18 protein-coding genes are annotated in these 18,159 nt (G+C 51.3%); 10 read left to right on the top strand and 8 right to left on the bottom strand.

Annotated features, from left to right (window positions below; genetic code table 11):
• Nucleotides 1–10 precede the first annotated feature (10 nt).
• The gene (locus DHN43_RS11735; protein WP_108818679.1) at nt 11–949 is read right to left on the bottom strand and encodes a LysR family transcriptional regulator; all 939 of its coding nucleotides are present in this window, start codon (nt 947–949) and stop codon (nt 11–13) included.
• A 106-nt stretch (nt 950–1,055) separates the two neighbouring features.
• Here DHN43_RS11735 and DHN43_RS11730 point away from each other — a divergent pair, with 106 nt between their 5' ends.
• A complete protein-coding gene (locus DHN43_RS11730; RefSeq protein ID WP_108818678.1) occupies nt 1,056–2,036 on the top strand; it encodes an MBL fold metallo-hydrolase in 981 nt (326 codons plus the stop codon).
• A 38-nt stretch (nt 2,037–2,074) separates the two neighbouring features.
• On the opposite strand, the gene DHN43_RS11725 is transcribed toward DHN43_RS11730, so the two are convergent.
• Nucleotides 2,075–2,644 carry an SH3 domain-containing protein gene (locus DHN43_RS11725; protein ID WP_208980972.1) on the bottom strand — a complete coding sequence of 190 codons (570 nt, stop codon included), beginning with the start codon at nt 2,642–2,644 and terminating at the stop codon, nt 2,075–2,077.
• A 709-nt stretch (nt 2,645–3,353) separates the two neighbouring features.
• Here DHN43_RS11725 and xth point away from each other — a divergent pair.
• A complete protein-coding gene (gene xth, locus DHN43_RS11720; protein ID WP_199914802.1) occupies nt 3,354–4,157 on the top strand; it encodes an exodeoxyribonuclease III in 804 nt (267 codons plus the stop codon).
• A 71-nt stretch (nt 4,158–4,228) separates the two neighbouring features.
• Here xth and DHN43_RS11715 read toward each other — a convergent pair whose 3' ends face one another.
• Complete coding sequence (locus tag DHN43_RS11715; RefSeq protein ID WP_108818677.1) at nt 4,229–5,203, bottom strand: NADPH:quinone oxidoreductase family protein; 975 nt, start codon at nt 5,201–5,203, stop codon at nt 4,229–4,231.
• A 170-nt stretch (nt 5,204–5,373) separates the two neighbouring features.
• Between DHN43_RS11715 and DHN43_RS11710 the strand changes: the two genes are divergently transcribed.
• The 7 genes from DHN43_RS11710 (at nt 5,374) to DHN43_RS11680 (ending at nt 11,499) form a co-directional block, all read left to right on the top strand.
• The gene (locus tag DHN43_RS11710; RefSeq protein ID WP_108818676.1) at nt 5,374–5,934 is read left to right on the top strand and encodes an RNA methyltransferase; all 561 of its coding nucleotides are present in this window, start codon (nt 5,374–5,376) and stop codon (nt 5,932–5,934) included.
• Nucleotides 5,935–6,546: 612 nt separating this feature from the next.
• Nucleotides 6,547–7,026 carry an invasion associated locus B family protein gene (locus DHN43_RS11705; RefSeq protein ID WP_063286442.1) on the top strand — a complete coding sequence of 160 codons (480 nt, stop codon included), beginning with the start codon at nt 6,547–6,549 and terminating at the stop codon, nt 7,024–7,026.
• A gap of 296 nt (nt 7,027–7,322) precedes the next feature.
• Complete coding sequence (rlmN, locus tag DHN43_RS11700; protein ID WP_108818675.1) at nt 7,323–8,585, top strand: 23S rRNA (adenine(2503)-C(2))-methyltransferase RlmN; 1,263 nt, start codon at nt 7,323–7,325, stop codon at nt 8,583–8,585.
• 137 nt (nt 8,586–8,722) lie between these two features.
• Nucleotides 8,723–9,841, top strand: a complete 1,119-nt coding sequence (locus DHN43_RS11695; RefSeq protein ID WP_108818768.1) for a hypothetical protein — start codon at nt 8,723–8,725, stop codon at nt 9,839–9,841.
• 106 nt (nt 9,842–9,947) lie between these two features.
• Nucleotides 9,948–10,463 carry a metal-dependent hydrolase gene (locus DHN43_RS11690; protein ID WP_108818674.1) on the top strand — a complete coding sequence of 172 codons (516 nt, stop codon included), beginning with the start codon at nt 9,948–9,950 and terminating at the stop codon, nt 10,461–10,463.
• Complete coding sequence (locus tag DHN43_RS11685) at nt 10,460–11,005, top strand: translation initiation factor 3 (protein WP_108818673.1); 546 nt, start codon at nt 10,460–10,462, stop codon at nt 11,003–11,005. Before DHN43_RS11690 ends, DHN43_RS11685 begins: the two co-directional genes overlap by 4 nt.
• 182 nt (nt 11,006–11,187) lie before the next feature.
• Nucleotides 11,188–11,499, top strand: coding sequence for a TM2 domain-containing protein (locus DHN43_RS11680; protein ID WP_057460745.1), 312 nt, complete (start codon nt 11,188–11,190; stop codon nt 11,497–11,499).
• Nucleotides 11,500–11,645: 146 nt separating this feature from the next.
• Here the strand turns inward: DHN43_RS11680 and DHN43_RS11675 are convergent, their stop codons facing one another.
• Both DHN43_RS11675 and DHN43_RS11670 read right to left on the bottom strand, forming a co-directional pair.
• A complete protein-coding gene (locus tag DHN43_RS11675; protein WP_208980973.1) occupies nt 11,646–14,105 on the bottom strand; it encodes a heavy metal translocating P-type ATPase in 2,460 nt (819 codons plus the stop codon).
• A gap of 145 nt (nt 14,106–14,250) precedes the next feature.
• On the bottom strand, nt 14,251–14,697 hold the full coding sequence (locus tag DHN43_RS11670) for a MarR family winged helix-turn-helix transcriptional regulator (RefSeq protein WP_063291126.1): 447 nt from the start codon (nt 14,695–14,697) through the stop codon (nt 14,251–14,253).
• A 94-nt stretch (nt 14,698–14,791) separates the two neighbouring features.
• Here DHN43_RS11670 and DHN43_RS11665 point away from each other — a divergent pair, with 94 nt between their 5' ends.
• The gene (locus DHN43_RS11665) at nt 14,792–15,313 is read left to right on the top strand and encodes a cytochrome b (RefSeq protein ID WP_108818671.1); all 522 of its coding nucleotides are present in this window, start codon (nt 14,792–14,794) and stop codon (nt 15,311–15,313) included.
• A 15-nt stretch (nt 15,314–15,328) separates the two neighbouring features.
• Here DHN43_RS11665 and folK read toward each other — a convergent pair whose 3' ends face one another.
• From folK to DHN43_RS11650, 3 genes are all read right to left on the bottom strand, one after another.
• Complete coding sequence (folK, locus tag DHN43_RS11660; protein ID WP_057460749.1) at nt 15,329–15,820, bottom strand: 2-amino-4-hydroxy-6-hydroxymethyldihydropteridine diphosphokinase; 492 nt, start codon at nt 15,818–15,820, stop codon at nt 15,329–15,331.
• Nucleotides 15,820–16,641, bottom strand: coding sequence for a dihydropteroate synthase (folP, locus tag DHN43_RS11655; protein ID WP_108818670.1), 822 nt, complete (start codon nt 16,639–16,641; stop codon nt 15,820–15,822). The genes folK and folP overlap by 1 nt, the downstream gene beginning before the upstream one ends.
• A gap of 133 nt (nt 16,642–16,774) precedes the next feature.
• Nucleotides 16,775–18,010: a multidrug effflux MFS transporter gene (locus DHN43_RS11650; protein ID WP_108818669.1), complete on the bottom strand. Its 1,236-nt coding sequence runs from the start codon at nt 18,008–18,010 to the stop codon at nt 16,775–16,777.
• Nucleotides 18,011–18,159 lie beyond the last annotated feature (149 nt).

The following is an 18,159-nucleotide window of genomic DNA, read 5'->3' as shown; positions in this document are numbered from 1 at the left end:
ACCAGAATACTTAGGCTGGTTGGGCAAGCTGCACTGGCTTTTGCCCGACCAGCCGTATTCCAGCAACATCCCGAAACCGCTCAATCATCGCATCAATAAAGATCTCGGTTTTTCGCGTCACAGCTTCGCGTGAAGGGTAGACAAGATATACCGGCTTCTCTTCGCACTGATAGTCAGGAAGCAGCCGTTGCAGTTGCCCGGTTGCTTCAAAATCTCGCATCATAAACAGCGGCATACGCGTAAATCCAACCGAATTCAACAAGGCCTGCACCATCACCTGAGGGTGCCCAGCGACAAACTCAGACTGCAAAGCGACCACATGCCTTTGCCCATGTCTGAACAGATCTAGCGAACTGACCAGCTTCTCGTTTCTGTACTGAATGTAGTTGAGTTCCGACAACGCTTCAGGTGTCTGCGGCACACCATGCTTTGCAAGAAAGTCCGGGCTTGCTGCCAAACACGTTTCAACAATCGCAATTTTTCTGGAAATCCCAGAAGTATCGCCAGTAACGCCCGTACGGATCGCCAGATCGATACCGGTTTGGACAACATCAATCAGGTCGTCGTCCATTTTGATTGAGACAGAAAGATCAGGGTACTGTTTGCGAAGATCAAAGATAAGCGGTGTTATGATATCAGCGCCCATGGGCTGAGAAACCGAAACAACCAGAGAACCGCTTTCTGCTGCTGCCTGGTCCTGCACCTCTTCAAACATCAAAGCACTCTGACGCAGCATCTTTTGCGCATGCTCATAGACAGTCTTTCCGGCAGCCGTCGGCTTAACGCCCTTGTTGGTACGAAAAACAAGTTCCTGCCCAACCTGAGCTTCAAGCAGGTTCAGCTGCTGGCTCATTGCTGGCTGGCTGATATGGCGTTGACGCGCACCACCGCTCAACGATCCATTGTCGATGACGCGAACAAAACTCTCCAGCAAATTCAGAAGATCCATAACTGCCCCATAAGCACTGCTTATATCCAAGATAAGACTTGGCCCTCTGCACTTCCAGTATCAACCCCACAATATTGCTCCCATGCTTGTAAATGAGGAGCCTTTCATGACACTTTCCCGCCGATCTTTTTTATCCGCAGCCGCTTCCCTTGCTGGCGCAGGTGCAGTTGCCCCGGCAATGTCATCTATTGCGCTCGCAGCGGCGCCTAAAATTGGAACACAGGTTCCCGGCATCTATCGCTTCTCTGTAGGAGACATTGAAGTTACGGCAATTCTGGACGGACACTTGGGATTAGATCCGTCATTGGTCGTTGGGTTTGACCAGAAGGTAGCGCAGGAAACTCTAAAGCAAAATTTCCTCAGTCCCAATACGCAGGACATGTCTATCTCTGTAAACGGATATCTCATTAATACGGGCGACAAACTGGTGGTAGTCGACACCGGCACCGCAGACTTAATGGGTCCAACACTTGGCCGCTTCCATCAGAACCTGAAAGCCGCAGGCTATAACGCCTCTGATGTAGATGCCGTAGTTCTCACCCACCTGCACATCGACCACGTCGGAGGGCTGATCTCTAAATCGGGAGAAAAGCTCTTCCCAAACGCTGAGTTCATCGTTCATGAGGTCGAACACAACTTCTGGCATGATGAAAGCACACGCTCAAAGTTTCCCAAAGACCTCCAGCATTTCATCGATCTCGCTCAGAATGTGTCAAAGCCCTATCAAAACCGCAAAACACTCATCAGCAAAGATGGTGAGTTCATCAAGGGGTTGGATGCTGTCTTCCTTCCCGGTCACACACCCGGACATATGGGCATCCGCGTTCACTCCAATAATGAGGAAGTGCTAATCTGGGGCGACACGATCCACTCCATCGGGCTCCAGTTCGCCAATCCGGATTGGACAATCGCCTTCGACGTAGATCAGGATGCAGCTCGCCAGACACGGCGCAGAATACTGGATCGGGTTTCAGCAGATAGAACACCAGTCGTCGGCATCCACCATGACTTCCCAGGTCTTGGGCATGTTCGCAAAGCCGGAAATGCCTTTGAATACCGCGAAGTCAGCTGGCAGCATAAGCTATAGAGAAACAGGAGCTCACGAGACACCTCGTGAGCTCTCTTCTATTGGGCAGGCGACAACGGCGTCGCTGGAATGGATGGCGGCGCAATTGGCTGAGCTGGTGTTAACGGGATAGATGGCCGTATTGGCGGAGCAATCGGCTGAGCAGGCCTGATTGGGACAGCAGGCACCTCAATCGGACGAGAAGGCTGCAGCGGATAAGCAGGAATTTCATGCCGCGGGCGCGGATATGGACGCCAACGCGGATAACGCGGGTAAATTGGATAGCGTCGATAGACAAACGGCAGCCCCACATACGGCGCTACATAAGGGAGCGTACGGGAATAGTGCGGTCCCTCAACTCCATATCGAATATATCTGGCAGAAACCCACCCCGGAGCACCTCGGAATGTCAAATCACACCACGAACCGTTCTTGGTGCAGTAATTGATGAAAACCACGCCACCTGCCGGTATTGTCGTAATGACAGGATATCTGGTGCCAGGCCCTGTCCTCATGTTTACACCATTCGTGGTGTATCCGGCATGCCCACGCTGCGCAAAGGCGGCATTGGAATAGATAAGAACAGCCAGAAGCACGAGACCGGCAATCACCCAGGCCAAAATTTTCATAAAACTGCCCTCCAGCCTCTCTAAGGTGCTATCGCCCATAAGAAGGGCCTCCATAGGACGGCCCACTAAAACCGGGTGAACCAGGCGATCCCGGTGAAGGAGGCAATCCTGTAATCGGAGGAGCTGCAGGCAGAGGACCGGAAGGCCCCGGCAGAGGTGGGGGCAAAGACCCCGGACGCGCAGACCCTGCAGGATAAGCTCCCGGAGGCGGGTTAAACTGCGAGTGATCCGCATCCCGATCCGTCGGCAAATAAGGCTGCGCTTGCCCCGGCCTCAAACTATCTCCCGGTTCAACCGGACGATCTAGAGGTTTGATGGGCGGGATAATATTACTGCGCTCATTGAACTGAACCTGCTGAAATCCAGGATAATCAACGGACCCTGAACGCGTAGACAAGCTGTTTGCACTCACAGATTGAGCCACGACACCTGCTGCGAGACAACAGCCTACAAGCATTGCGTATTTCATTTGACCCTAGTCCTAATTGCAGGCTGGCCAAAACCAACAGCCAGCATAATTAAGAGAAGAGTGCCACCAAGGGGCTAACAACGTGCACTGACAAAACATCGGGTTTTAGAAGCAATTTATGTCTTGCCTTGAAGAATATAACGTGAACAAATTCACAGTTCACATCAGTTTTTCTAGCCAGAACCCCGCCTAAGCCTTAGGTTCGAGGTATGATTCTCCAAAGCAGGTAAACACGCCCCCATGACGAACCGCCTCAAGATTGTAACGTGGAACATTAACTCAGTCCGCCTCCGCCTTCCTATTGTCGAGAAAATGTTACTGGACCACGCCCCAGACGTTTTGTGCCTGCAGGAAACAAAGTGCCCGGATGGAAGCTTCCCAACGGCTGCAATCAATAAGCTTGGCTATCGTCATGTAGAGGTACACGGCCAAAAGGGTTACCACGGCGTAGCCTTTCTCTCACGCGTGCCACTGGAAAATGTTGAGCGCAAAGAATTTTGCGAGATGGGCGACACCCGCCATATCGCAGCAGATGTTGCCTTTAATGGCGGTAAAGTCCGCATCCATAACTTCTACGTCCCAGCAGGCGGCGATGTGCCGGACCCTGAGGTCAACGACAAATTCGCTCACAAGCTCAAATTCCTCGATGAAATGGAAAGCTGGTTCAAAGGCTTCGACGGCCAGTCAGTCGTCGTCGGCGACCTGAATATCGCACCTTACGAAAATGACGTTTGGTCTCACAAGCAACTCATCAAAGTCGTCTCTCACACACCGCTGGAATGCCAGCGCCTCGAAGATGTGCGCGAAGCTGGCAACTACGTAGATACCATGCGCAAACACATGCCGATGGACGAGAAGATTTACACCTGGTGGAGCTACCGTGCCAAAGACTGGTCAGCCTCCAACAAAGGTCGCCGTCTCGACCATGTCTGGATGACACCGGAAACAGCACAGCACACCAAAGACGTCCAGATTATTCGCGACGCACGCGGTTGGGAAAAACCATCCGACCACGCACCAGTCATGACTATGCTGGAAGTCTGATCTCACGAAATCTGACTTACCATTTGACGATGAAAAGCGGGAGCATCTCCCGCTTTTTCCGTATCTACCCATCAAGGAATGAGCAGCACTTTGCCTTTGGCTCTGCGGCTGGAGATTTCCTCCAATCCCAGAGCAATGTCTTCCAGCGGATATTCCGCATGGATATGCGGCTTCAGTTTTCCATCAGCCACCCATTGGAACAGTTGCTCGCAATCCTTGTGATGCTCCTCAGGCTCACGAACGACTGCCTCCCCCCAGAATACACCCAGAACGTCACAGCCTTTCAGCAGGGTAAGGTTCGCGGGTATCTTTTGGATCGTACCAGAGGCAAATCCAACAACCAGATAACGTCCACGCCATCCCGTAGCGCGCAAGGCATCATCAGCATGATCCCCGCCTATGACGTCATAGACCACCTCAAGCCCTTTACCATCCGTTAGACCCTTCAGCTTCTGTTTCAGACCACCCTCTGAATAGTTGACCAGAACATCAGCGCCGCAAGCTTTTGCGTGAGCAAGCTTATCTTCCGAAGACGCGCAAGCAATCACCCGGGCCCCCATCAGCTTTGCAACCTCCACAGCAGCCTGTCCTGCTCCGCCAGAAGCACCTAACACTGCAACAGTCTCCCCCGCCTGTAACCGCGCCCGGCTACGAAGGCCGTGAATAGCCGTTCCGTAAGTGATCAAAAGTCCAGCTGCATGCTTGAGCGAAACCTCATCCGGCACCCGCACAAGTTCATGCTCAGGAGCAACATATAGCTCTCTTGCAGCTCCCCATTTCGCGTAGGAGGCCACCCGATCCCCAACCTTGAACCGCGAAACACCATCACCGACGGCTTCAACAATGCCCGCCATCTCACCTGATGGTGAGAACGGAAGCTCCGGCTTAAACTGATACTTCCCTTGAATGATCAATGTATCGAAGTAATTGAGTGCCGCCGCTTTCACACGAACCAACACCTCTCCAGCTCCAAAATTCGGGTCGTCCAGTTCTCGAATGACCAGATCATCCGGCCCCCCAAGTTTTTCGCAGATAACAGCTTTCATAAAATGTGGCCCTCTCTCTGACCTCCAAAATTACACGGGCATTCACAAAATCTCAAAGCCGTCTTTGGTGCCATTTTGCGATTAAAACACCCATACATGCCGCTACACTTGCGGGAACACCACAGTTGGAGGTATGAAGCGCACAACATCAACAACGAGAAAAACTGGGCATGCGCGGTTATTTTGCTATTGGCTCTGAAGGGCTTTCAAAATCCATGAATGTTGGCACGCTGATGCGTACTGGTCATGCATTCGGAGCAAGTTACTTTTTTACAGTCGACGCGCACATCAAAAGCCTTGGCAAAGCAATGAAGGCTGATACCTCCAAGAGCCCGGACCACTTGCCCTACTTCGCCTGGAACTCGGTTGATGAGATGCAATTCCCGCGTGGCTGTAAAATGGTGGGTGTTGAGCTCACCGACGATGCGATCGAGCTTCCAAGCTTCGGACATCCGTTGCAAGCAGCTTATATACTCGGGCCAGAACGTGGGTCTCTGTCACAAGAGATGCAGGATCGCTGCGATTACATCGTCAAAATCCCAACCAAGTTTTGCTTGAATGTTGGTGTAGCCGCCGCTCTGGTCTTGTATGACCGCTATATGGCACACGGAAAGTACGCTGAGCGCTCTCTCACTGCAGGCGCCCCGAAAGATCCATTACTGGAACATATTCACGGCGCTCCAATTTTCCGAAGTGGCCGAAAGGTTCCCGGCTTCGACAGCAACTCATGAGTGATTCGAAATACGGTTGCCATTTCTGATACATACTCTGAAACGGCAACCTTTATTTCTCACCATAGCAAATGCCTTGTATAAATTTTTAAGGTGTTTCCCTTTCCACACCCAGTCTCTTTCACATTACAAATTCGTAATTCTTTGAGGCTCCACACTTCGCATTTTCTCTCAATCTGTGCACACTATGTGGAAAGGTGCCCATATTTTTTACTGGGTAAAATGCCGCCAATTAGTTTGAAAACATGCCGGAAAATCTGAGCTTTTAAAGGCGATTAGCCCTTATTTACTAGCGCGTTAAATACAACCGAAAATCAACTTGCATATCTACTGTCTTCGATCACTTAAAACAGAAATTCATTAGTGGCTTTACGCTTGATATTATGGCTGTGCGTGCCACACTCCCGCCAGATTTCTGATGGCAGCATTCATAGAGCGGTTCAAAGGCAAATAATTTTTTGCCTCTGTAAAAACAGGGTATCAACCCTTTTGTAACCATCTTTAAAGTAACCCTAACATTAAGTTTTATGGGTTTTCGCACAGAATCTCAGATTTTGTCGTACGCAACGCGGTTTGGAGAAGATGCAAGCACGTATCCTGATAACTGCCTTTATGGCTCTTGGTATCTCGGGCGCGACTGCAAATGCGCAGTCTCCTGCCCTCTTGAAAGAAAACAAGGATTGGGCAACTTACACCTTTAACACCCAGAGCGGTGGTAAGGTGTGTTATGCCATTTCCGCACCAACACAGTCACTGCCGACTGATAGAAACCATGGAGAGGTCTTCTTCTTCGTTTCTACCCGTCCAAGTGAAGGCGTTGCCAATGAACCAAGCTTTATAGTGGGTTATCCATTTAAAGAAGGCTCCTTGGTCACGACCAATGTTGATGGTCAGCAGTTCACCATGTTCACCAAAGGTGACGGCGCATGGGTTCAGAACGCTGCGGAAGAAAAGCGTTTGGTTGACGCAATGAAAGCAGGCAGTTCCATGTCTATTTCTGGTCAGTCCGCACGTGGCACCCAAACTTCCTACAAATTCTCTTTGAGCGGCATCACTGCTGCTGTCAGAGACGCATCCAGCGCCTGCCAATAAGGTTCTGATGCCCGAAATTGTTTGAATTTACAGAGATCTCTTGCCTGCGCCAGCTTGCCGCCACGCAATTTGAGATCTGGGATGTTCAAACTAAGCGATTTCGGCTATAAGCGTGCCGAATACGTAGGCGGTTGCTGCTAGCGACCGCCTCTCGCATTTTTAGCAGCGAGCAACGGGTATACTTAACCTGTTATTTTTCCTGCTGAATCGTATTGCCGAAAAGTGAGGCACATTTTTCGGGTTTGAATACGCAAAGAACATAAGCTTAAAGCCAAGCATCTAAGAAAAACTGGTGAATGACCATGGCGGTATCGTTAGACATCGCGCACAAATCCGCTGATCCGGCGGCAACCAGCGCAGCAAACCCTTCTCCTGCAACCATTCCTGTGCAGGAAGAAAAGCCATCTCTGATCGGCTTAAACCGTGAAGAGCTAGGCAATGCCCTTGCTGCAGTTGGAGTCCCTGAGCGCCAGATCCGCATGCGCGTCAACCAGCTGTGGCACTGGCTCTATGTCCGGGGCATTTCCGATTTCGGCAAAATGAGCAATGTCTCAAAAGACCTGCGCACTAAGCTGGAGTTTGCCTTTACCATTGCCCGTCCAGAGATCGTCACTGAACAGGTCTCCGTTGATGGCACCCGTAAATGGCTGTTCCGCTTTCCATCACGCGGTGCTGGCAAGCCAGTTGAAGTCGAAACCGTCTACATTCCGGAAGAAGATCGCGGCACGCTCTGCATCTCTTCCCAGGTCGGCTGTACCCTCACCTGCACGTTCTGCCACACCGGCACACAGAAGATGGTTCGCAACCTGACAGCTGAAGAGATCCTTGCGCAGCTCATGCTCGCAAAAGATCGCCTCAACGACTTCCCGGATGCAGATGCACCGGAAGGTGGCTTGGATGCATCCACATCCAACCGTCGCCGCATCACCAACATCGTGATGATGGGCATGGGCGAGCCGCTTTATAACTTTGAGAACGTCAAGAAAGCACTTCTGATCGCCTCTGATGGAGACGGACTGTCCCTCTCCAAGCGCCGCATCACCCTGTCGACATCTGGTGTAACGCCAGAGATCGCCCGCACAGGTGATGAAATCGGCTGCATGCTGGCAATCTCCCTGCACGCTGTGAATGACGAGCTGCGCAACACACTGGTTCCGATCAACAAGAAGTACAATCTGGAAACACTGCTTCAGGCATGTCGTGATTATCCGGGCCTGTCCAACGCAAAACGCATCACCTTCGAATACGTGATGCTGAAGGGCGTCAACGACAGCCTGGAAGATGCAAAGAAACTGGTTCAGTTGCTTAAAGGCATCCCGGCAAAGATCAACCTGCTGCCATTCAACCCATGGCCGGGCTCTCCCTATGAGTGCTCTGATTGGGAACAGATCGAAGAGTTTGCAGATGTCGTGAACCGCGCAGGCTATGCTTCTCCAATCCGCACACCACGCGGCCGCGATATCTTCGCAGCCTGCGGCCAGCTGAAGTCAGCTTCAGAGCGTCTTCGTAAATCTGAGCGTGAAGCGCTGGAAAAAGCACAGGCTCAAGGCGACGCCTAAGCAAAATAAAGCAAGATTACAAAAAGAAGGCCGGCGTTTGTCTGAAACGCCGGCCTTCTTTGTCTCGTTCACTTCATATGCATAGAGTTTGAATATCGTGCCCCTCAGGACGGAGCGATAGATTGGATATCGATGCAATGACCGAGAAAGCACATTCCTCACAAAAGCACGCCACAACCACCGGCATGAAGGGCGATGGTTTTTACAACAAGAACTCCACACCACAACAAGCCACGATTGCTTATGTGTATCCATGGCTGCATGAAGCCATTGCTAGCCTGCCAATACCAAATGACAGCTCTCTCCTGCGTTTTGTAGATTATGGGTGTTCTGAAGGCGCAAACTCAATGCAGATCATGGCGCAGCTCGCTGAAGCTGCCAGACAGCGCGGTTCCAACTCGATCCAAACAATCCATAGTGACCTGCCCAGCAACGATTACTCCACTCTGCTTGACGCCATCGGCAACCGTGCCCAGTCACCCTACACCGATCCAACTGTTTTCGGCAGCATTGTCGGTGGTTCCATGTTCAACCAGCTTTTGCCGCCCGGTTCCACGCATCTGGCCACATCCTTCAATGCCACGGTATTCCTCTCTGAGCGCCCGTTGGAGCGTCTGCCCGATTACGTTATGCCAAACGGCCCGAGCCTTGCTAACGAGAGAGGCTCAATTTCAGCACAGGATAAAGAAGTCTTCGAGAAACAGGCTGCTTATGACCTAGAAACATTTTTGAAGGCACGGGCAAATGAGCTTGAGCCCGGCGGCAAACTCCTGCTGCAAACTGTCGGCAGAAATGAGCATGTCTCAACCGCAGACGGGATCGTGAACTTGTTCAATCTGTCTTTGCTCGATCACGTCGCCAACGGATCAATCTCTCAGGATACCTACGAGCGCTACTATCATCCTGTCTATATACGCAGCTTGGAGCAGCTCACAGCCCCAGTAAAACCCGAAAGTGGCTCGCTATCTCACCTGTTCACCATAGACAAAGCAGAATGTTACGAAACACCTGTCCCCTTTGTTGACCAGTACAAACAAGACAACGACGCATCAGCCTACGCAAACCAGATGGTGAACTTCTACCGCGCCTTCACTGAAGCTCCACTACAGGCCGCTCTCTCAGGCACACCAAACCTCAGCGAGCTCCTCGACAGCATCTATGCCCGAGGCGAAGAGCGCGTCCGCGAGGCTCCACACCTCTACGACTTCCACTTCATCAGCGTAGCCATGCTGCTGACCAGAACAGAGAACAGCTGAAACCCAATCGTTTATACGAGTCAGCGTATTTTGTGCGATCATCACAAACTCTCGCCACAGTCATGATTGAAGCTTCTCAGAACTTCATAGTCTATTGGTTTCAATCATGTTTATCGCTCATTTGCCCGCCGGCTATCTACTCGGAAAAGCGGCAACTAAATACCTAGATCAAAAATCTAAGCGGCTCATCATTTGGACTTCAATTGGCAGCGTCTTACCTGACGCTGACATGCTTTATTTCTACTTCATAGACAATCAGAGCACCCATCACCGGCACTATCTTACTCACTGGCCAATGACATGGATGATGCTTATTGCCCTGTCTGCCGTGCTTTTGCATCGGAACTTCCGTGTTGGTGTCATTCCGCTTGGCCTTGGTATGGGCGGCCTTTTACATATGCTCCTTGATAGTGTTGCTGCTCCCGTGTTCTGGCTTGCACCATTTTCCAAACTTCAAGTTGAACTGGTCAAAATTCCAGCTATCTATGACAACTATATTTGGAGCTTCATATTGCACTGGACATTTGCATTTGAAATCCTCATTTGCTCAGTAGCTCTTGGTGTACTCTGGGTGAGCCGTTTTCCTAGACACCAGAGACAGATGCAAAGGACTGCACAATGATCGACGGAACCAAGCTATTCATCCAGTTGCTCCGGATTGCTCTTGGTTTCTCACTCGCAATCATTGCGGCGGGCCTGTTTTTATCCTGGGGCTTTTTCAGAACTTTGAGCGTTCATGGTGGACCAGAGGCTGACATCATTCAGTTACTGGTGATCACATGGAGTACCATCATCTCTGCAAGCGCGATTGGCGCGCTCTCTCTCATCCCAAGCGGCTTCGCAATTGGCTTTGCAGAACTCATGAAATGGCGCGGCGTTATCTACCACGTATCCGCAGGTGGTATTATCGCGCTGGTACTTTGGGGCATTGACGGTGCTCTTCCAGCCGACCTGTTTTATGCATCCAGCGAGACGGGCAGTATCATCGCCTATTCAACATCAGGAACCACAGTCCCAACACCAGCCTCCGAAGGCTTCCGCCCCGGTTCATCCATCGCCGCTTCAGCCGGATTTATCGCAGGTTTTATCTACTGGATTGTTGCTGGTCGAGAGTCAGGCGGATGGTGGATCAATAAACCCTCTTCTCCGCAAGCCTCTCGTTAAGGCAGTCATTTCACCTCTCAAATGACGAAACCTCCAGTTTCCAACCGCCTCTAACAACTAAGTAATTTAACAGACGAAAAGATACCGATATAAACCTTGCAGATTGCAATTCAAAAGATATAAGAGCTACTTCTTCGATCAAGAATTTGCACCCGCACATCTGTGCAATTGAAAGGTGAATTATGAACAAAGCAAATTACTTTATGCAGTTGAAAGCACTGAGAGATAACATCCCAGCTGAAAAACAGTCTGACTTTGATGTGATGTTTGCAGGCAGAGAAAAGAACCCTGTTGTAGCGCTCGTGCTTGGCCTGTTCCTCGGCAGCTTTGGCATCGACCGCTTCTACACCGGTCAGATCGGCCTCGGAATCCTCAAACTCATCACACTCGGTGCACTCGGCATCTGGACGTTGATCGATTGGTTCCTGATTATGGGTGCTGCGCGCAACAAAAACATTCAGATCGCAAATGAAACTGCGCTCTACATAAAATAAGAGATAAAAAGCCGAGGCAAACCACCTCGGCTTTTCTTTTACAGCGTATCTCCGAAAAGTGGAAACCGGTTTTCGGATAAAGATACGCAAAAACAAAGGCTAAAGCAGTTCATGTGATTCAGCTTAAATGCGAACTGCTTTAGCGATTACGCTTTGTCCTTTAGCAACCGCAGAGCGTTGGTTACCACAATCAACGTGGCTCCCACATCACCCAGAATCGCGGCCCAGAGGCTGGCAAAGCCCATCGCGGTCAGCACCACCAGAATACCCTTCACGATAAATGCAAATGCGATGTTCTGATGAATAATCTGGAGCGTCCGCTTGGAATGGTGAATGAGCCACGGCAAGCGGGAAAGATCATCTTTCATCAACGCGATATCAGCGGTCTCAATAGCAGCATCAGAACCAATCGCGCCCATCGCAATGCCAAAGCTGGCTCGTGCCATGGCAGGCGCATCATTCACACCATCACCAATCATCGCAACTGTCTCATATTCATGAGAGAGCTGCTCAACGGCTGCGACCTTATCTTCCGGCAGCAATTCGGCACGCACCTCATCAATACCGACAGAGGATGCAACACGTTCAGCCGTCGCTTTATTATCACCAGTCAGCATAACCAGCTTCTCAACGCCAGCTTTATGCAGTTGAGAGACCAGCTCTTCTGCCGTATCGCGAACGGTATCAGCCAGGGCAATCAACCCGCAGACATGCGCGTCAGTTCCAACTGCAACAACAGTCTTCCCTTCAGCTTCAAGTTCACGAGCCTTCGCATCGGCTTCACCAATCTCGAAGTCCTTTTCATTCAGGAAACGACGAGATCCCAACCAGTAGCTCTTACCGTTGCGTTGGCCAGAAAGACCACGACCCGGCAACAGCTCAACATTCTCAGCAGCCTGATACTCAACACCATCTTCCTTAGCGCGTGTCAGGATAGCTTCTGCAAGTGGGTGAGAGCTTCGAGCTTCCAAAGAAGCAGCACGTGTAAGAAGCTCCTCAACGCTATGCCCAGACAACGGATAAACATCAGTCACAGTCGGCAGACCGTTTGTTATGGTGCCAGTCTTGTCAAAGGCCAAAGCTTTCAACCGCGCAGGCAATTCAAGGAAAACACCGCCCTTAATCAGCACGCCATTGCGAGCTGCTGAGGTCAAGCCAGCCACGATGGAGACGGGCGTAGAGATAACCAGCGCACATGGGCAGGCAATAACCAGCAGCACAAGGGCACGGTAGAACCAATCCATCCAGGCTGCACCAAACAGCAGAGGTGGAATCGTAGCGAGCAAAATCGCAAGAACCATCACCGCAGGCGTGTAAACGCGGGCAAACTTCTCGACCCACTGCTCTGCTGCAGCACGCCGGGCCTGTGCCTCGCTCACCATACGGATGATGCGGGCAAGCATGGTGTCATCAGCACCCTTGGTTGCTTCTACTTCAAAGCTGCCTTCCCCGTTGATGGTACCAGCATAAACATCATCACCTGCCTCTTTCATCACCGGCACACTTTCACCGGTGATAGGAGCTTGATCAACACTGCCAACACCTTTGCGCACGACGCCATCAAGCGGAATACGGTCTCCACCGCGAACAACAAAAGTCGCGCCAGGCTTCACACTGTTGGCAGGAACGTCTTCTTCACTTCCGTTAGGCTTGAGCAAGCGAACAACGGTTGGGGCAATATCCATAAGCGCTGCAACAGCTTTACGCGCCCGCCCAACACTCCAGCTTTCCAGATAAAGCGAGAGAGAAAACAGGAAGGCAACCGTCGCACCTTCAAACCACTCTCCAATGCCGATAGCACCAGCGACAGCAACCAGCATCAGCAGGTTCATATCAGGCCGCAACGTCTTGAGCGCATACCATCCCTTAGGCGCCACCAACCGCAATCCTGCGACGATGGCGAGCATATACAGAACCTCTACCGGCCCGGACGGCACGGACTGGAAAACACTAAACACATCCGTAGAGTTGGTGCTGGAGAAAAACAAAACCGCCTGAACAACAAGCGCAATTGCCCAGAACAAGCCACTGGCAACTGTAAATGTACCAAGACGCCGATGCTGCTTCGCGCGGGCATCCGCTGCTTCTTGTTCAATGAACAAAGCCGCCTTCATGCCTGTCGTATCAACCGCCTTGATGATCTTCTCATCAGCGACGTCGCGAGCAACAGGAGAGACGATCATCTTGCCGTTCAAAACATCAAACGCAAGGTATTCAGGATCACCAACAACAGGCCCAACAACACGGCGAAGAATTCCCATCTCTTCCGCGCAGCACAGCCCCTCAACCCGGAAAGAACGTGCGCCCTTCCAATTGGTTACATCTGGAATAGCCGCTTCACTCTGGCTGGAACACCCGCAACCTGTATGAGCATGTATATGCGTATGCTCATGCTCTCTAGCAGAACTGCAGCAATCATCTTCAGAGCTATCATGATCGGAGGAGCAGCAAGAGGTCTCGTTCTCTTGAACAGCACTGTCACCAGAGCAGCAGGAACCCTCAGTATCCTGAGGCTGCACCGCTTTGTTAGAACAACAGCTTTTCGTGGTTTGATCTTCGATCTCTTCCGGAGAGAGTTTCTGGCCTCGATCTTCCGCGTTGGACATGATCCGCTCCATGCAATTTCTTCATTGCAAGAGAAGATAAGACCTCTAGTCGCTATAGCTTCAAGAGCAAAATGCAAATTCTATGAATTTTCTTTTCGGAGGCCCCTGCTGTTTTGACAGAGAACGCTAGCATCAGGTTCAGATTTCACGACTTTCTGGATTTCACCTGAACGCTTTTGAGCATACGCTCCAGCATTGGGAGCAACTGTTCCTTCTCAGTTTCGGTCAAATCTGACAGCAAAATCCCATTCACATGCTTGTACATATCAATCAGATGAGACAGTCCCTGCCCTTTCTCCGTGAGATGGATTTTCACCGACCGCTTGTCATCCTCAACAGCACTACGGCTGACCAGCCCCTTGCTCTCCATGCGGTCCAGCAAGCGAGAAAGCGCAGCTGTCTTCTTGCTTGAATACTCCGAAAGCTCCGAGACGTTCAGTCCATCTTGCCGCCACAACGCAGAAAGCACGACCCACTGAGCCAAAGAAATATCGTGCGGACGTAAGTAGTCCTCAGCCAGGTTGCAAGCTGCTTCAGACAAGGTGTTCAGCAGTCGCCCCATAGAGGGCAGATATGAGGGGGTCTCGGTCATCGAATTCCTGAATATTTTGATCTCATTATATTATTGACATCTAATTTACATGTAAACTAAAATAACTACATTCCTATCGCCAAAGGTAAGCCCAATGTCATCACCACAAAAATATAGCCGCCCGACAATCATCCTTCATTGGCTGTTCGCCGTCACCATCATTGCTGTGTTCATTTTGGGAAAAGTTCTCGAAGGAAGCGCAATCTCGCCTGAAAAACTCAATATCTTCATGGCACATGCAGGGCTAGGCACTCTGACAGGCCTGTTCCTCGTCTATCGCATCGTCCTGTTGATCAAGCATGCACGTCCAAAACCAGATCCCAATTGGGGCATCGTCATGATCAGCTTATCCAAGCTGGTCCACTTGCTCCTCTACCTCGCGCCACTGGCTCTGGTCATCTCCGGCATGAGCATGTCACTGTTTGCAGGCCTCATGGAACTCGCAATGGCAGGAGACTGGCAAGCCTGGCCAGAAAACATCACCATCCCGCCAGCCGCAATCCATGGCTATGCAGCCCCGATCTTGCTTGCATCATTTGCGCTGCACGTCATCGCAGCGCTGTATCATCAACTGGTACTGAAAGATAATCTTGTCGCCAGAATGAAAACGGCCTGATCAAAGACAAGGCATCTACAGCTTGTAGATGCCTTCTTTCTCTCCGCAGGTTTCCAACGCTTCTGCTGCAGTTCGTCCGTCCAATAGCGGCGCCTCTGGCCAGATCTCTGCAAGCGGAATAAGCACAAAGGCACGCTCGCCCATGCGCGGATGAGGCACTTGAAGTCCCTCTTCTTCAACGCTTGCATGATCATAGATCAGAAGATCAATATCAATCGTCCGCGGCCCCCAGCGCACATCACGCACACGGCCCAGCTGCTTCTCAACATCAAGACCGGCATTCAACAGCGCACGCGGAGAAAGAACCGTCTCCACGGTAATGCAACAATTGCGGTAATCATCCTGTGGCACAGGTCCCCAAGGCGGAGTCCGATAATCAGATGATTTCTGCAAAACTGAGATTCCGTCGACGGCATTCAATGCGGCCACTGCACCGTCGATATTCGCTTTTGTATCGCCAAGATTTGAGCCCAAACCTAGAGCTGCAACAATTTTTTCTTGTGTCATTATTGGCTGCTGCCTAGTTCCTTCATCGCCTGGAAGATCCGTACTGCATCCACGTGCGGTTTCACATCATGAACTCGCAGGATCTGTGCTCCGTTTTGCAGAGCCAGCGTATGTACTGCAAGCGACCCAGCCATACGCTCTGGCGCTTCATTATTCAACACATATCCAACCATCCGCTTGCGAGAAGCTCCCGCTAGGACAGGACGGCCGAATTTCCGAAGTTCTGAGAGCCGGCTCAGGATCTGATAGTTCTGCTGAAGAGTTTTGCCAAACCCAAAACCGGGATCAAGAATCTGATGTTCTTCGGCAATGCCCGCATCAGAGGCCAGCTTGAGGGATCTCTCAAAAAAGCGGTCGATATCACTCATGATATCCAGCTGCTCATCCACCTCTGTGCGGTTATGCATCATAATCACCGGCACACCAGCATCTGCCACAGCATCAGCCATCTCAGGGTCTTTCTGCAGACCCCAAACGTCATTCACGATATGCGCACCGGCCTTGCAAGCCTCAGCAGCAACTCTCGCCTTATAGGTATCAATGGAAATCAGCACCGGCAGTTCTTTGATCAGCTCAAGAACCGGCAGAACACGCTCCAGCTCATCCTGTTCCTGAACAACCGTCGCTCCGGGCCGCGTGCTCTCACCACCAACATCAATGATGTCAGCACCTTCAGCGATCATTTCATTTGCATGCGCCAACGCCACTGCTGGCGCATCAAACTGCCCGCCATCAGAAAAGCTGTCTGGAGTTACATTCAATATGCCCATGACGAGCGGACGCTGAGAGCTTTCCAGCAATCCATGATCAAACTCTGCCATAAGGGTTCCCTCCCAATTTCTGGCCCCTCATAGCCTCCCATCGCCTTTGTTTCCAGCAAAAATCAAAAGACCTTTTCTACCTGCTACAAGATATGGCCGATATTTACTGCATGGTGATCAAATCAGCGTGCTTTTAAGGACTGACAGACTGTTCTTCCACGTCTCGTTTTTTTACCGGCAACACAAACAGGAACAGCGCGAGAAAGGCCATGCCTGGCATCACAACGCCCAGAGCAGTCACAGGATCAGGCACAACAATCGCGGTAACCAGACTTCCCAGAAAACCACCCGCCATCTGCATAAAGCCCATCAAAGCAGAAGCAGCCCCTGCAATCTTGGGAAACGGCTCCATTCCGCGCATAGAGAGAGCTGGCAGGGCCATTGAAGCGCCAAAAGCAAACACACCAATCGGGATCATGATGCTCAAAAAGCTCAGGTATTCAAGCTGCGTGACTGTAAACAACGCCAATCCACCCAAGCCGCACAAAACCAGCGCCGGCCCAAGAAGCGCCTCTGTGCTGAACCGCCGTAGAAGCAGCCGAGTGGCTACGCCACCAGCAAAGAACGAACCTGACTGAAGCACCATCCCCATGCCGAACTGCAAAGGCGTCAACCCAAGCCGCTCAATCAAAACAAACGGCAAGACCGTCGAGAGGGTATAGATTACGCCAATGGTAAACCCGAGGATCAGCGAGGGCTGCATGAACTCAAAAGACCTCAGCAGCGTCCAATAGGAAGACGCCATCTGCCTCGGACGAATAAGCTTCACATCTCGGTGGGAATTCGTTTCCGGCAAAACGGTAAGCGTTAACAGCAGGATGAACCCGGCATAGATCACCATCAAAATAAAGATCGCCTGCCAACCAAACGCGCTGAGCGTTAAAGCACCAATTGTCGGAGAGATTGCAGGCCCGATCCCCAGCATCACGGCCAGCAAGTTCATAATCCGCGCGCCAGCCTCACCAGAAAATTGATCCCGCACAATCGCGCGCGCCACAGCGATACCACTGGACGCACCGATCCCTTGTATCAGACGGCCAAGCAGCAGCATTTCAATGTTTGGCGCCAGCCACGCCAAAAGGCTACCGAGCAAATACAAGCTGAAGAACCCGAGAATGACAGGACGGCGCCCAAACGCATCAGAAAGAGGCCCACACAACAGCTGCGCCAGCGTGAAGCCTGCAAAATAAACGGTCAGTGTAAGCTTGGCGACAGCAGCCGTTGTCCCAAACACCTCCGCCAAAGTCGGCAGAGCAGGCGTATAAAGCGCCATGGAAAGCGGGCCAATCGTCACCAGCAACGCGCCAATGACAGCCGTACGACCAGCCGAGAGCTTAAGCTCTGTTTGTGTACCCGTTGCCTTTGTCATTCCCGAACCCCAAGGCAAGGCACTGAGCTATCCCGTATGCGCTTCACCAGTTTTCTTGATAATCATCAGATGCGCGGCAACTCTAGGAAAATTGCGTAGAGCGCACAATGAAAAACACGCGCCCTCCTTTCGGAATGCGCGTGTCAAAA

It is taken from the genome of Pseudovibrio sp. Alg231-02, assembly GCF_900143565.1.
GTDB lineage: Bacteria > Pseudomonadota > Alphaproteobacteria > Rhizobiales > Stappiaceae > Pseudovibrio.
Note: the sequence above shows the minus strand (reverse complement) of the source record. Positions and strands in the feature narration are given on the sequence as shown.